The organism is Mycolicibacterium grossiae, from assembly GCF_008329645.1.
GTDB lineage: Bacteria > Actinomycetota > Actinomycetes > Mycobacteriales > Mycobacteriaceae > Mycobacterium > Mycobacterium grossiae.
On record NZ_CP043474.1, the window covers coordinates 2,879,718 to 2,893,798 of the forward strand.

The window sequence follows — 14,081 nt, forward strand, 5'->3', positions numbered from 1 at the left end:
TTCACTGCTGTCGCAGAGGTCCCTAGCCAACGCCAGCTTCGCTGTGTTTGGCGTGTTCAGATCCCGGAGGATCTCAACCTTGCTCATGTACAAGACGTCACCGGTGAGAGCGCTCGGCGCACCTGGGCTCGGCGGTGACGAAGCCCAGGTGCTGCGTCGTGCCGGTGTAGGCGACGGGCTGCCGTTCCTACTCGGCCCCGACGGCTCGTACGACCTGGAGTTGAACCGGTTCGTGCGCGAGTTGGACGGGTGGGGTGTGCGCTCGGAACACACGAGAGAGGCGTACGCGCGTGATCTGATGTTGTTCGGCCGCTTCCTCCACGAGCACCGTGGTGGACGGTCCATCTGGGACGCCGGCCAGGACGATCTGCGCGCCTACAAGCGGGCGCGGCGGCGGACCAAGGGCTTCACGGTGTCCGCGTCGACCTGGAACAGGTTCATCGCGGCGCTAGACAAGTGGGTCAAGTGGGCGATACACGAGGAGCTGATCGAGGCCCAGCCGTTCCGCATGGTGGAGAAGACGGTGTTGACGCCCCGCGGGCTGGTACGGGTGCTGTTCAATGCCGAGCGCGAGGTCGAGGACAGCGCCGGGCCGGTGCGGTTCCTGGCCTACGAGGACTACCTGGTGTGGCGGGACGTCGGGTTGCGTGGCCAACTACCCGACGGCTCGCCGGACCCGAGTTGGCGCGGTCGGCACGGCGAGCGCAACGCGGTGTTCGCCGACCTGTTGGTCTGCACCGGGATGCGGCTGAGAGAGGCGTCGAGCCTCCTGGTCACCGAGGTACCGCCGCTGGCGCAGCGGCGGCTGACCGGAGACCTGAACCTGCCCGCGACGATCACCAAGCGCAGCCGGCCGAGGACGGTTTTCGTGTCGCGCCGCGTGCTGCGCGACCTGCACCACTACGTCGACATCGAACGCGACGAACTGGTCGAGCGCCGCCGGGCGGCCGGGGCTTACGGGTGTACGGACGCCTGGATGGGAGTTCGCTCCGCCGGCAAGACTGCGCTGACGCTCGTCGAGGATGGCCGCTCGCGGCCGTACTCGCGGGTGACGATCGAGGAACGGCAGCGACTGTGCCGGGTCGGCGACGACGGTCCGGGTGGTCCGTTGTGGCTGTGGCTCGGTGAGGACGGCTTGCCGCTGTCGCGGTCGACGTGGCAGGCGGTGTTTCGGCGAGCCAACGAACGGTGCGCCCGGTTCGGCCTGGACCTGGTGGTCCATCCGCACGCCCTGCGTCACACATTCGCCGTGCACATGCTCGGGCTGCTGCTGCGCCAGACCGTCCGCGCGTTGCGCATGGAGCCCGGCGAGACCCTGATGAGCCAGCAGGTGAAACGGCTGCTGGTCGGCGACCCGCTGCGCAAGTTGCAGCTACTGCTCGGCCATCGCCAGCGCGAGACGGTCTTCGTCTACCTCGACGTCCTGGACGAGGCGCAGGAGATCGTGCTGTCCGCGCTGCGCGAATGGGATGAACAAGCCGAAGCGCTGAGCAGGGTCCGGCTTGAGGATGGTGCTGCCGCGTGAACCGCACCGAGGGTGCCGGCTCCGGTCGCCGTGGCCGCTGGGCGGCTTTCCCGACCGAGGAGCAGATGCCCGCGCAACCCGCTCCTGTCCCGGACATCGGTCCGCTGGTGCTCCGGCTGCACCTGGATGGCGCCGACCGCACGTTCGACATGTCCGCGTGGCCATGCCCGCGGTTGACCCGCCAGCTTGCCGCGACGCTGCGCACGGTGGCCGCCGACGGACCCGAATCGAGTTACCAGGCGTTCAAGGTGAACCTGTTCTCGGTGCGGAAGTTCGTGCGGTTCATCACTGGAGCCGAACCGCAGAACGCCACCGAGGTCGAGTTCAGTGACCTGGAGGCCGAGCACATCGACGCGTTCGAGCAGGCGCTGATCGCCGAGTACGGACCGGACAGTGACCAGCCGCGCATCAGCATCGGTGTGGTGGTCCGGCTGCTCCGCGTGGCGTTCGACGCCAGCCCCACGACGTTCGATCCCGACCTGGCTATCCGGCTGAGGTTCCTCGGACGGGAAACCCGTGCCCGTCAGACGAGACCCTTGGATGCCTACCCGCAGAACGTGTTCGAGGCGATCAGGAACGCCGCGCTGGCGGATGTCCGCGCGATCGCGCGCCGAATACAGGATGGCGAAGCCCGAGCCGCGACGGGCCAGGACCCGAACGTCGGCGGTTGGGATGTGATCGAGAACGTGCTGTGGCACATCGCCCGTCACGGGCCTGTCACGATGCAGTTCCTGCGGCCCCTGGTCGGCAAGAGGCTGGGCAACGGGCGCCCGCTCAACGCGGCGCTCATCCTCACTCGGGAGGACAACGTCGTGTTCCTGATCCTGCTGATCTGCATGACCGGGCTTGAGCCGGAGTGCGCCAAGCGGTTGCAGGCCGACTGCTTGACCAACCCGGCCCGCGGGTTCGTGAGTGTCAACTATGTCAAGCGGCGCGCGCACGGTCGCCGGATCTCTAAGTCCATGCGGGTCAGCGATGGCGGTGCCCTGCACCATCCCGGCGGTCTGATCCGACTGGCGCTGCGGCTCACCGCGCGAGCCCGCGAGTTTAGTGGCAGCACCGATTTGTGGGTCGACTACGGAGACAAGGGCCTGCGGGACTCCTTCCCGCTCGGCGGGCAGGGTCCTTGGGGTCACGTGGACAACTGGCAGAAACGACACGGCATCGACCAGATGACCGACGCTGACGGAACGCCGGTGCGGCTGGATCTGCGGCGGCTGCGCAAGACCTACAAGTCCCAGCAATACCTCAAAGCCACCGGCGTGCTCGCCGACTTCACCCAGGGCCACACCGCCGACGTCGCCGCAAACCACTACGCAAACATCCCCGCCCACGACGAGCTGCACGACCAAGCCGTGGAGAACGGCCTGCGCGAAGCGCTGGACGTCGCGCTGCCGCCGCCGGTGGTACTCGACGAGGACGGCACCCGCCTCGATGCCGGAGAAGGGGACCTGCCACCCGAGCAGGTGCAGGCGCTGCTGTCGCGCGAGAGCGACGTGTTCCTGGCCTCCTGCCGCGACTTCTACGACTCGCCTTTCGGGGCGAAGGGCAAGCCGTGCCCGGTGTCGTTGTGGGGCTGCCTGGAGTGCCCGAACGCGGTGTTCACCACCCGGCACCTGCCGCAGGTTCTGACCTTCCTGGACTTCATCGAGCGCCAGCGGGAGGAGTACCCCGTCAGCGAGTGGAACGTGCGCTACGGCCTGGCGTGGGACCGGATCGTGCGCGGCATCCGGGCCAAGTTCCGAGACGAGCAGATCACCACCGCCCAGACGATCGCCGAAAGCGGTGGGGCACGGTTGCTGCTGCCGCCCGAGTTCTGGGAGGCCGTCGCGTGACCCGCGCCCCCGCACCGCGCCCGTCCGCCGCGCCGGAGCCATCGGCCGATCCCTGGGTGCTGCCCGAGTCCTTGACCACCGAGACAACTGGCCGCGGCCCCCGGTTCAGCGACGACATCTGGGATTTCCGACCGTTCGCGCCCCGCAGCAACGGCTACCTCCGGCTGGACTTCACCGAGCTGCCCGACGAGATCGCGATGCTCACGGCCAAGGAGTTCATCTACTCCCGCATCCACCGCGTGGTCCCGCTGTCCTACGGATCGCGGACCGCCCGACCGATGAAAATCACCAACACCTACAAGGACTTCATCATCGTGCGTCAACTGTTTACCGAGCTCGGCAAGCAGGGCGTGACGCGCTTGGCGCAGGCCCGCCAATCCCACCTGGACGCGACCGCACGCGTCTGGCGTGAGACCTGTGTGCCAAACACGCTGGCTGTCCGGATCGGCGTCATCCAGCACCTGGAGGCGCACAGCCCGTACCTGACCGCGGACCGCCTCACCGTCGTGCCCTGGAAGGGCCGCCCGGCCACCCAGGTCGCCGGGCGGCGACCGGACGAGGAGAACAGCACCCCGCGCATCCCCGAGCCGATCATGGCTCCACTGCTGCGCGCCGCCCTGTTCTACGTCCAGACCGCCAGCCGGGACCTCCTGGCCGCCCAGCGGGAAATCGCCGACCTGGAGCAGGCCCGAGCAGGCGGCCGGTGCCGGCATGGCGAGGCTGTCACCAAGATCGAGGCGTTCCTGGACCGCCGCCGTCAGGAGGGGCGAGGTGTTCCCGCACTGCCGCTGTACTGCCTGGCCCAGCGCCCGACCGCGCCGGTTGTCGACGGCGTCGTGCAAGCCCCGAACGCCGCTCTCGTCGCCCTGATGAGCGGAACCAACAGCTTCCAGGGGCATCCGACACGGCTGATGGAGCAGATCGGCGCCGAGATCGGCTACGAAGAGGGTGGTCTGGACACGCCGATCTCGACGTGGCCGGACACCGGGCGACCCTGGCGAGGGCGGCTGAATCACCGCAGCCTGCATGACGAACTGCACCACCTGCGCACCGCCTGCTGGGTGCTGGTGGCTTACTTGTCAGGACTTCGGGACATGGAAGTCCTGGAGCTGGCGCGGGACTGCGCTGTCACCACCACCACCGCCGTTGACGGCCGGACCCGCTACAAGCTGCGCGGCCGGGTCTTCAAGGGCCGCAAGCTCACCGGTGACGAGGCCGAGTGGGTCGTGCTCGACGCCGTTCACGAGGCGATCGACGTCCTGCTGCAGATCAACGACGACCCCACGCATCTGTTCGGTTACCGGCTCTGGCCCGCCAGCAAGCCACGGCTGGCGAACAAGCTCACCGAGCGCCTCGGTGGTTTCCGGGACCACGTCAACGAGCTGTTCGGTACCCAATCGTCCGACGGGGTGGCCGAACCGTTCGTCCCCGCCGACGGGGAACAGCAGTGGGTGTTCACCACCCGGCAGTTCCGGCGGAGTCTGGCCTGGCATATCGCACACCAGCCCTTCGGTGTGGTCGCCGGTGCCCGGCAGTACCACCACGCCAAGGTGACCATGTTCGAGGGCTATGCCGGGACCTCAGCCTCTGGGTTCGCCGCCGAGGTCGCCGCCGAGGAGGCGGTCGCCATGCTCGACTACGTGGAGGATCTTTACCGGGATTGGAACACCGGCGCCCAGTCCGGCGGTGGGGCGGCCGAGCGGATCAACGCCGAGTTCCAGCGCATTCGGCGCGAGCTGGGTGATCTGCCCGGCGTCGTGTCCGACGAGCTGCGGCTGCGGACGATGCTTCGGCATCTCACCAAGACGCTGCATCCCGGCGTGCTCAACGACTGCTTCTTCAACGCGGCGACCGCGGTCTGTGTCAAGCGAGCCAAGGTCGTCGGGCAGCCCGTTCCGCAGCACAACATGTGCCTGCGCTGTCCGAACGCCCGACGGTCCACAGTGCACCGGCCCCGGCTGGCCGCCGCCCGCAATCAGGCCCTGGATCTCCAGGCGTCCTGCGAGAAAGCCGGTCCGGTCCCGAAACTCCAGCAGGTCGCGCTCACCGGCTACATCACCGAGCTCGACCAGCTCATCGGTGATCTCGACAGCGAGGAGGCGCAGGCGTGACCCGCGTCGCTACCCAAGTCCGCCTGGAGCAGGCGCTGACCCGGCTGCTCGCCGGTCAGCCGACTGTGACCGACGGCGAGCTGACGGTCTCCAACCTGTGCCGGGAAGCCGGTGTGGGCCGCGACTCGTTCTACCGCTCGCCTCCGGAGTTCAAGGACGCCGTTGTTGCGGCACAAGCGAATCGAGAAGCCCAGCAACCTGAACTCGTCGCGCTGCGCGAGGAGATCACCGCCCTCAAGCGGGAACGCAAACAGACCGCCAGCGACCACGCCGCCACCGTGCGGGAACTGGAGGAGACGATCAGGGTCTACGCCAACCAGATCCAGGTCCTCGCCCTGCGCAACTCGGAGTTGGAGGACCAGATCCGACATCTGGCGCACCACGATCCCGACGTGATCTCGCTTCACACCCGGAGGTGACCCCCGTCCACCGACGCTGTGACACCGAGAGCGGCCGGGCGGTTTCTAGATGGCGAGCTGTTCGAGGGCGGCGAGGTACGCCTCGGTGTAGGTCGGGAATTGGGCGACGCCGTCGAGCAGGGTGTCGATGGAGATCTGGGCGCGGATGGCGAGGGCGGCGGTGTGGATCCATTCCCCGGCTTGGGGTGCGATGGCCCAGGCCCCGATGAGCGTCCGCTGGGTGCGGTCGGCGATGAGACCGAGGGTGCCGTCGGGGTCGGTTTCGTAAGTCCAGGGTCGCGCGATCGAGTCGGCGAGGTCGAGTTCGGTGGTGGCGATGTCGAGGCCACGCTGGCGGGCTTGGTCGGTGGTCAGGCCGACAGCGGCGATCTCGGGTTGGGCGAACACGACGCGGGGGATGCCGCTGTAGGTGGTTTGGCGGGGTGTGCCGAGGATGTTGTCGGCCACGACCCGTCCTTGGTACATGGCGACGTGGGTGAACAGCGCGACCCCGGTGACGTCGCCGAGCGCCCAGAGGCCGGCGGTGACGCGGCAGTGCTCGTCGACCTCCAGCGCGCCGCGCGGGTCCGGTGTGACCCCGACAGTCTCCAGGCCGAGCCCGTGGGTGCGGGGGCGGCGTCCGGTGCCGAGCACGACGACGTCGGTGCGCACGGTGGTGCCGTCGTCGAGGTCGATCACCGTATCGGCGCCGTCGCGGCGCGCGGCGGTGGCCTGCCGGCCGAGACGGACGTCGATGCCGTCGGCGCGCAGGTGGGTGGCGACGATGTCCCCGACACGGGGGTCTTCCCGGTCCAGCAGCCGGTCGCCGCGCTGGATCAGGGTGACCCGAGCGCCCATGCGAGCGAGGAATTGGCCGAGTTCGATCCCGACGGCGCTGCCGCCGATCATCACGATCCGCTCGGGGATCTCGCGCAGGGTGGTAGCTTCCCGGTTGGTCCATACGCTGACCTCGTCCAGGCCCTCGATGGGTGGGTGGATCGCGTCGGAGCCGGTGGCGATCACCACGTGCTCGGCGGTGAGTTCCCGGCCACCGGCCCGTACCCGCCACGGGTCCCGGCCCACCAGGGCTGCGGTGGCCTTGATAACCGTGACGCCCTGCTTCTCGTATCCGGTGACCTGCTCTGTGTCGTCGAGGTGGCGGATCATGTAGTCGCGGTAGTCTCGCAGTGCCGCCCAGTTCTGCGCCGGAGTGGACAGGCCGGCCGCGTGGGCGGCTTCGGCGCGGGCCTCGGGTGGGCGCAGCAAGGTTTTGGACGGGATACACGCCCAGTAGGCGCACTCCCCGCCGATCAGTTCCTGCTCGATCAACGCGACCCGCCGTCCGCCCGCGTGCAGGCGCGAGGCGGCGGTCTCGCCGCCCGGTCCGGCGCCGATCACGATTACATCGAAGTCCGTACTCACAGTGGCTGTCCCTTCTCGGTGATGGCGGTTCGGGCGGCGCAGGTGGGCGTCAGCAGCACCCGCCGGGCTCGGGCTCCTCGGATTGAGCGGCGTCCAGCTGCCGGCCGAGTTGATAAGCGTCGGCGACTGGGAGGACCGATCCGCCGGGGTGCTCAGCGAGCCAGGGCGCCGCGGCGTCGGCGTCGGCGAAGAAGTGCACGTGGTTGCAGAAGGAAGCCCGTACGGAGACCAAGTCGTCAGGCGTGACGATGGAGACCATCGCGGTCTGGGGCTCGACATCCCTGACTCGGTCGGGCTCGACGGTGAGCCGTATCGGGGCACCGGTGCTGTGGCAGGGGGATTCAACCTGGGCGGATTGGCCGAGGGTGGCGGGGAAGATGAGGGTGTCCAGGGCACACCAGGTGTAGAGCTGGTGGCCGTCGACGGTGAAACGGTGCGGGGTCGGGCGCAGCGTGATGCCGTAGCCGACGATCCGTCCGGCGTCGTCGTATTCGGTGTCGCGCAGTCGGCCCACCGCCTGCGCAACCTCGTCACCGGCGCGGCCGGTGGCGGCCGCGAGGTCGGCAATCGTGAGGGGTTCGCCGCGGGCCAGTTGCCGCAACAGCGGCTGCCATAGCCATCCGGCCGGGCTGTCCTGGCGGGAGAAGACACTATCCATAGTGGACACCACGGTGTCCAGGTCATTCGTCATCGGGATTGTCCTTCCGAGAGCAGGGTTTCAGGAGGCGCAGCAGGAGAGTTTGGACACGTCGCGGGTGAAGGTTTGGGCGGCGAGTTTGATGCCCTCCGCCATCGTCAGATAGGGGCACCACAGGTCGGCCATCTCGTGCACCGTCATCTGGTTTGCCAGCGCATAGACAGCGGTGGCGATGACGTCCCCGGCGCCCGCGGCGAGCACGTGCGCGCCGAGCAGCCGCCCGGAGCCTTGTTCGGCGACGAGCTTGATCGCGCCGCGGGTGTCGCGGTTGACCAGCGCCCGCGGCACGTACTCCAGCGGCAGCACCCGGCACTTACAGGCGTAGCCCTGCTCCACCGCTTGGACGTCGGTCAGCCCGGCGGAGGCGAGACTGGGCGTGGTGAAGGTGACCGCGGGCAGGTGATGGTAGTCCAGGGTGCGCCCGGCGTCGCCGAAGGCGTTGTCGACCACGACGCTGCCATGGGCCCCGGCGACGTAGACGTACTGCGGGTGCCCGGTGACGTCCCCGGCCGCCCAGACGCGCGGGTTGTCGGTGCGCAGATACTCGTCGACGACCACCTCCCCGCGATGCCCGGTCTTCACGCCCACCGCGTCGAGATTGAGCCCGGCGGTGACCGGGTTCCGCCCAGTCGCGAGCAGCAGCCGCTGCCCAGTCACCCGCTGCCCACCGGCGGTGACGACGACGCCCGAACCATCGGCCTCAACCTCAGTGGCGCGCTCGGCGATCACGGCGATGCCGTCGTCAGCGAACACCCCGGCCAGCAGGCCGGCGAGTTCCGGTTCGGTGTGCGGGGCGAATCGGCCCACGATGCTCACTCGGACGCCGAGGTGGGCGAACAGTTGCGCCTGCTCCAGCCCGACGTAGCCGCCGCCGACGACGACCAACGACTCGGGCAGTTCGGTCTGCTCCATCGCGGTGGTCGAGGTCAGGTAGTCCACCCGGTCGGCTCCGTCGAGGCCGTCGGTACGCGGGGTGGAGCCGGTGGCGATCAGGTAGTGCTCGGCCTCGACCCGGACGTGGCCGCCGTCATGCAGGTTCACCTCCAGCGCCGGTCCCTCGATGAACCGGGCCTCGCCGGGCAGGATCTCCCACCCGTACTCGGCGGCCAGGTCGACGTACTTCTCCGCCCGCAACCCTGCCACCAGCGTGTCCTTGCCACCGATCAGCGCGGCGGCGTCCACCGGGCCCGCGCTGGTGGAAATCCCCGGAAAGTGCTGGTCCAGCGCCACATGGCGGGCCTCGGCCGCGGCCAGCAGTGCCTTCGACGGCACACAGCCGACGTTGACGCACGTCCCGCCAACGGTGCCGCGCTCGATCATCACCACGCTCTTGCCCTTGCCGCGGGCCGCGATCGCCGCCGCGAACGCACCCCCACCCGAACCGATCACCGCCAAGTCGTACCGCACCAGCGATCTCCTCCCACTGACATATTCGTCTTCCCGGATGCATAGATGCTAACCTAAGATTCGTACATCCGGATACGACAGACACTCGATGTGAGGACGGCGACCGTGGCCGACGCTTCCGAACGCAGCAGCACGCTGCTGCCCACCGAGCCGAACGGGGTGGAGATGATGGCGAAATTCTTCCGCGCCCTCGGCGACCCCGCCCGGCTGCGGCTGCTGGAGTTCCTGCTGCACGAGGAACACGCCGTGGGCGAATGCGTCACGCACATCGGCCTGTCCCAGGGCCGGGTGTCCAGTCACTTGGCCTGCCTGTCCGACTGCGGCTACGTGCAGCTGCGCCGCCAAGGCCGCTTCGCCTACTACCGGGTCACCGACCCCCGCGTCGCGGAACTGGTGCTGCTGGCGCGCTCGCTGGCCGCGGACAACGCCGCCGCCCTCGCCGCGTGCATGCGCATCACCGCCCCGAACGCCTGACCAGCCGAGGAGACCGCCTCCATGTCGACCAACCCCGGCTCCGAGAGCAAGCGCACCGCGCTCGCCGCCGCCGGTTTCCTCCTGGTCCCCATCGTGTGTTGCGGCCTGCCGGTGCTGATCGCCGCCGGAGCCCTTGGCGCGGTGGGCTCGGTACTGGGCAACCCCTGGGTCATCGGCACCGCCGTCGTGGTGGTCCTCGCCGCGGTGACGCGGTTCGCGCGCCGGCGCGTCACCCGACACGGCGCCACCCGAGACAACTCGTGCTGCCCGCCCGTGCCACCCGCCCGCGACCAGCCCGATCGGCCACACGAGTCCTCCCACCCCAACCAGGAGTCCTGACCCATGCCTGACGCACCCGCCCCGACCGGACCTGCCGCGCCGCGCTCTCGTCGACGACTCGTCACGATCGCGCTGACCGTTATCGCCGTCGTCGGGATCTCCGTCGTGCTGTATTCGGCGTTTTCCCCGTCGAGCAAGCAGACCGCGTCCCCACCCGCTGCCGACGGCAGCGCAAAGGCCGGGACCACTGCCGCTGCGGGAGCGTTCACCGCCCGAACCCTGCAGGGCGTGCAGGTCGCGGTGCCCGGCTCGCGGCCCAGCGTGCTGTTCTTCTTCTCCGTCGGGTGCGGCGGTTGCGGTCCGGCCACCCACACCCTCGCCCAGGTCCAGCAGGCGGTCGGCACGAAGGCGAACTTCGTCGCCGTCGACATCGGCCCCGGCGAAACCGAGCAGGACATCACAGACTTCCTCACCGCCAACCAGGCCACCAGCCTTGCCTACGCCAGCGACAGCAACGCCACCCTGATCAGCGCCTACCAGGTCACTCAGCTGTCCACCGCCGTCGTGCTGGACGCCTCCGGCAAACCGGTGTTCCGCGCTGTCGAGCCCACCGCCGATCAGATCCGTGCCGAACTGGCCAAGGTGAGCGCGTGATCGGCCCGCTGTTGGCGCTCGCCTTCGGCGCCGGGATGCTCGCCCCGGTCAACCCCTGCGGCTTCGCCGTACTGCCCGCCTTCCTCGCCTACGCCGTCGACACCGGCGACGGCCAGGCGGACGCGCGGCCCGGCGCTTTGTCCCGGCTGGCCGGTGGCCTGCGCGCCGGGCTCGCGCTGACCGCCGGGTTCGCCGGCACCTTCACCGCCATCGGACTACTACTGGCCCTCGGCTTGCGTTCCCTGACCGGTGTCATCCCGTGGCTGGCCGCCGCGCTCGGCGCGATCCTGGCCGTGGGCGGCCTGGCCATGGTCGCCGGCGGACACCTGCCGCTGCGGCTACCCACCCGCCGTTCCGGCACCCCGCGGCAGGGGCCCAGAGGCATGGTGGCCTTCGGCGCCGGGTACGCACTGGCCTCCGCCTCCTGCACGCTCGCGGTGCTGCTCGCGGTCGTCACCCAAGCCCTGGCCAGCACCAACATCTCCGGCGTCCTGGTCGTATTCGCCGCCTACGCCGCCGGCTCCGCCACCCTGCTGCTGTCCCTCGCGCTATTCGCCGCATTCGCCAGCGGCCTGATCAACCGGTTCCTCCGACGGCTGCTGCCCCACATGAACCGCATCACCGGCGCCGTGCTTGCCCTTTCCGGCGGCTACCTACTCCTTTACTGGCTGCCACAACTACTCGGCGGGCACCCCGGCATCGGCGCACTCACCGGCGTCGTCGGCACCGTGTCAGCCTGGATCACCGGACACCAACTTGCGATCGCCATCACCGCACTCGGCCTCATCCTCGTCACCGCGATCGCCACCCTCACCCGCCGCGAACGCCGCCACACCACCACCGACACCGCCGACGACTGCTGCGCACCCAGGCCACAGCCCGAAGAAAATGCGGACCAGGTAGGAGGACCCGGCAGCAGGTGACCTGCCTGCCGGGATCCAACTGGCACGCGGGCCTCTACGATGCGAGCCCGAGGCGGCCGGATTGTCCCCATGGGAGTCCGGCAGGCGGCAAAGCCTTGCTGTAGAAGCAAACCACCACAGTCGACGACGCAGGGCTGCGGACTCTGCATGCCTCCATCTTCACGGAGAATTGCGCAAGCATCGCCCCGCACCACGCCGCCGGTTGCTGAACCGTCGGCATCCGCGAACGCATCGCCCAGCGGGGCGGCGTCTGGCACAACACAGTCTTTTATCGAACGCCGCTCAGCCGTCCGATGATCGGTCGGCCCAGTCTGACTGGACATTTGCCGCAACGAGTGGCCATTCCGCAAAGGCTCGGCTACCGCCAGTTCGCAACGCGGCCATCAAGAGTTCAGTGAGACATGAGGGTCCTTGAGCGGCTACTTCACCGTTCGATGATCGGGCAGATCGATCTGTTCGGTTCCGACTCGGTATCGGCTGCCACGGCGGTGTCCCGACTGGCGGTGAGGCTCGCACGCAGCGCCAGCAATTCGGTAATGGTGTTGTCGATCTCCGCGATCCGGGCGTCGAGTAGATCCCGTACGGCTCCGCACGGGGTGGGACCGGCGCGGCGGAGGGTGAGGATGGTGCCGATGTCGTCCAGGGGGAGGTCCAGGGCGCGGGCGCGGCGGATGAAGGTGAGGGTGTCGACGTCGTCCTGGTTGTAAAGGCGGTACCCGGCCGCAGTGCGCTGGGCGGGCGGCAGCAGGCCGCGCTCCTCATACAAGCGCACGGCCTTACGGGTGAGCCCGGCCGCCTGGGCGGCCCGCCCGACGGTCATCGCCTGGGCCATCGTCTGCCTCCTTCGCGTCCCGGCCGCTCGCCTTGACCTTCACCTGGGGTGAAGGTTTTAGCGTCTCCAGTGTAGGACCGGAAACCGAAGGGAGGCGCAGGTCATGGCAATAGTCGAGTGCGAGGTGTACCGGCGCCCGGACCCGGAGCGCGGATGTGAGATGACCGTCACCAAGGGCGCCGTCCCAGGCCACGGTCGCGACCGCAACCCCACCTGTTGCTGCGGGCACACCATGGAGAAAGTCCGCTGAGCCGCGGCCAGCCAGGACGTGCGGGCACCGGGCTGCGCCAGGTGTTCTCCCATCCTGGTTACCGCCGGTTGTGGGCGGCGCGCACCGCTTCTGCCTGGGGTGACGCGTTCGCCACCGTGGCGTTGGGCCTGCTGGTGTGGGACCGCACCGGCTCCGGGCTCGGTGTGGCCGGGGTGATCGTCGCGGAGATCGTCCCGGTGCTGCTGCTGGCACCGTTCGCTGGGGTGGCAGTCGACTGGTTCTCGCCGGTGCGGGTCATGGTGGTTGCCGACTTGGCGCGCGTGCTGGTGGCTGCGGGGCTACCGCTGGTCGCCGGCTCGGTGCCGGGCATCTACGCGGTGGCGTTCGCCATGTCCGCAGCGTCGGCGTTGTTCAATCCGGCCGCCAGTGCCGCGCTGCCCGCGCTGGTGAACGAGGAGGAGTTGATCGCCGGGAACTCGGGGATCTGGACCGCCGCGGTGCTCTCCCAGATCGTGCTCGCCCCGGCTGCGGGTGCCGTGGTCGCGACCGTCGGCTATGGCCTGGCGTTCTGGGTGAACGCAGCGAGCTTCGCCGTCTCGGCGCTGCTGCTGTCCCGCCTGCACCTGCTGCGCCCGGCAGCCGATGCGGCCCGTGCCGCCTGGTGGCATCAGGCCCGAGACGGCATCAGGGTGCTGGCCGGGCACCGGGTGCTGCGAGCCTTGGCCGCTGGTCAGGCCCTGGCGGCGTTGTCGGCCGGAGCGACCAGTGCCCTGCTGGTTGTGTTGATCCGCGAGCGCCTGGGCAGGGGCCCCGCCGGATACGGAATCGCGCTGGCCTGCATCGGCGTGGGCGCCGCAGCAGGCCCGTTACTGCTGACCCGGCTGATCACCGATCCTCGCAAACCCGCGTTCATTTTCGGACCCTATCTGTTGCGCGCCGCCGTAGATGCCGTCCTTGCGAGTGTCCGCGTCCCGGTGGTGGCGTTGGGCAGCCTGGCCGGCTACGGCGGGGGCACCTCTGCCGGCGCAGTCACCTTCAACTCGCTGCTGCAGGCCGAAACCCCACCCGCCGCACGCGGCCGGGTCTTCGCCGCCTTCGATCTGATCTGGCAACTCGGCCGCCTGGCCTCCCTCGGGCTGGGTGGGTGGCTGGCTGATGCGGCAGGGATCACCGCCGTCTACGCCGCAGGGGCTGCACTGCTCGTCGCTGCCGCTCTGATCGGCCGAGCCGGTCTGACCGACCATCGCCACCACCAAGAGAAGAGGCGCTGACGCGAGGACTTCGGCGCCGGCGACGACGCTCGGCCACTGGCA

13 protein-coding genes are annotated in these 14,081 nt (G+C 69.3%); 9 read left to right on the forward strand and 4 right to left on the reverse strand.

All coding sequences use genetic code 11. The annotated features are described in order from the left end of the window. The first annotated feature begins 85 nt into the window (after positions 1 to 85). From FZ046_RS13755 to FZ046_RS13770, 4 genes are read left to right on the forward strand one after another with little or no spacing between them, the layout of a single operon-like run. On the forward strand, positions 86 to 1,525 hold the full coding sequence (locus tag FZ046_RS13755) for a tyrosine-type recombinase/integrase (RefSeq protein WP_014805453.1): 1,440 nt from the start codon (positions 86 to 88) through the stop codon (positions 1,523 to 1,525). Continuing rightward, entirely contained in the window at positions 1,522 to 3,360 is a 1,839-nt protein-coding gene (locus tag FZ046_RS13760; protein WP_041783812.1) for a hypothetical protein, read from the forward strand. The genes FZ046_RS13755 and FZ046_RS13760 overlap by 4 nt, the downstream gene beginning before the upstream one ends. Next, entirely contained in the window at positions 3,357 to 5,471 is a 2,115-nt protein-coding gene (locus FZ046_RS28170; protein WP_014805451.1) for a hypothetical protein, read from the forward strand. The genes FZ046_RS13760 and FZ046_RS28170 overlap by 4 nt, the downstream gene beginning before the upstream one ends. Then, positions 5,468 to 5,890 carry a hypothetical protein gene (locus tag FZ046_RS13770; RefSeq protein ID WP_014805450.1) on the forward strand — a complete coding sequence of 141 codons (423 nt, stop codon included), beginning with the start codon at positions 5,468 to 5,470 and terminating at the stop codon, positions 5,888 to 5,890. Before FZ046_RS28170 ends, FZ046_RS13770 begins: the two co-directional genes overlap by 4 nt. 45 nt (positions 5,891 to 5,935) lie before the next feature. Here FZ046_RS13770 and FZ046_RS13775 read toward each other — a convergent pair whose 3' ends face one another. The 3 genes from FZ046_RS13775 to merA are packed head-to-tail and all read right to left on the reverse strand — an operon-like array spanning position 5,936 to position 9,395. Beyond that, entirely contained in the window at positions 5,936 to 7,291 is a 1,356-nt protein-coding gene (locus FZ046_RS13775) for a dihydrolipoyl dehydrogenase family protein (protein ID WP_014805449.1), read from the reverse strand. A 49-nt stretch (positions 7,292 to 7,340) separates the two neighbouring features. Further along, on the reverse strand, positions 7,341 to 7,982 hold the full coding sequence (merB, locus tag FZ046_RS13780; RefSeq protein ID WP_014805448.1) for an organomercurial lyase MerB: 642 nt from the start codon (positions 7,980 to 7,982) through the stop codon (positions 7,341 to 7,343). Between the two features lie 27 nt (positions 7,983 to 8,009). After that, complete coding sequence (gene merA, locus FZ046_RS13785) at positions 8,010 to 9,395, reverse strand: mercury(II) reductase (protein WP_014805447.1); 1,386 nt, start codon at positions 9,393 to 9,395, stop codon at positions 8,010 to 8,012. Positions 9,396 to 9,560: 165 nt separating this feature from the next. On the opposite strand from merA, the gene FZ046_RS13790 reads away from it, so the two are divergent. From FZ046_RS13790 to FZ046_RS13805, 4 genes are read left to right on the forward strand one after another with little or no spacing between them, the layout of a single operon-like run. Beyond that, positions 9,561 to 9,869 carry an ArsR/SmtB family transcription factor gene (locus FZ046_RS13790; RefSeq protein WP_079633045.1) on the forward strand — a complete coding sequence of 103 codons (309 nt, stop codon included), beginning with the start codon at positions 9,561 to 9,563 and terminating at the stop codon, positions 9,867 to 9,869. A 21-nt stretch (positions 9,870 to 9,890) separates the two neighbouring features. Further along, positions 9,891 to 10,208 carry a mercuric ion transporter MerT gene (locus FZ046_RS13795; protein ID WP_014805445.1) on the forward strand — a complete coding sequence of 106 codons (318 nt, stop codon included), beginning with the start codon at positions 9,891 to 9,893 and terminating at the stop codon, positions 10,206 to 10,208. A gap of 3 nt (positions 10,209 to 10,211) precedes the next feature. After that, entirely contained in the window at positions 10,212 to 10,802 is a 591-nt protein-coding gene (locus FZ046_RS13800) for a TlpA family protein disulfide reductase (protein WP_014805444.1), read from the forward strand. Beyond that, entirely contained in the window at positions 10,799 to 11,725 is a 927-nt protein-coding gene (locus FZ046_RS13805; protein WP_014805443.1) for a cytochrome c biogenesis CcdA family protein, read from the forward strand. Before FZ046_RS13800 ends, FZ046_RS13805 begins: the two co-directional genes overlap by 4 nt. Positions 11,726 to 12,149: 424 nt before the next feature. Here FZ046_RS13805 and FZ046_RS13810 read toward each other — a convergent pair whose 3' ends face one another. Beyond that, complete coding sequence (locus FZ046_RS13810) at positions 12,150 to 12,557, reverse strand: heavy metal-responsive transcriptional regulator (protein ID WP_014805442.1); 408 nt, start codon at positions 12,555 to 12,557, stop codon at positions 12,150 to 12,152. Positions 12,558 to 12,848: 291 nt separating this feature from the next. On the opposite strand from FZ046_RS13810, the gene FZ046_RS13815 reads away from it, so the two are divergent. Further along, positions 12,849 to 14,039, forward strand: a complete 1,191-nt coding sequence (locus FZ046_RS13815; RefSeq protein ID WP_014805440.1) for an MFS transporter — start codon at positions 12,849 to 12,851, stop codon at positions 14,037 to 14,039. Positions 14,040 to 14,081 lie beyond the last annotated feature (42 nt).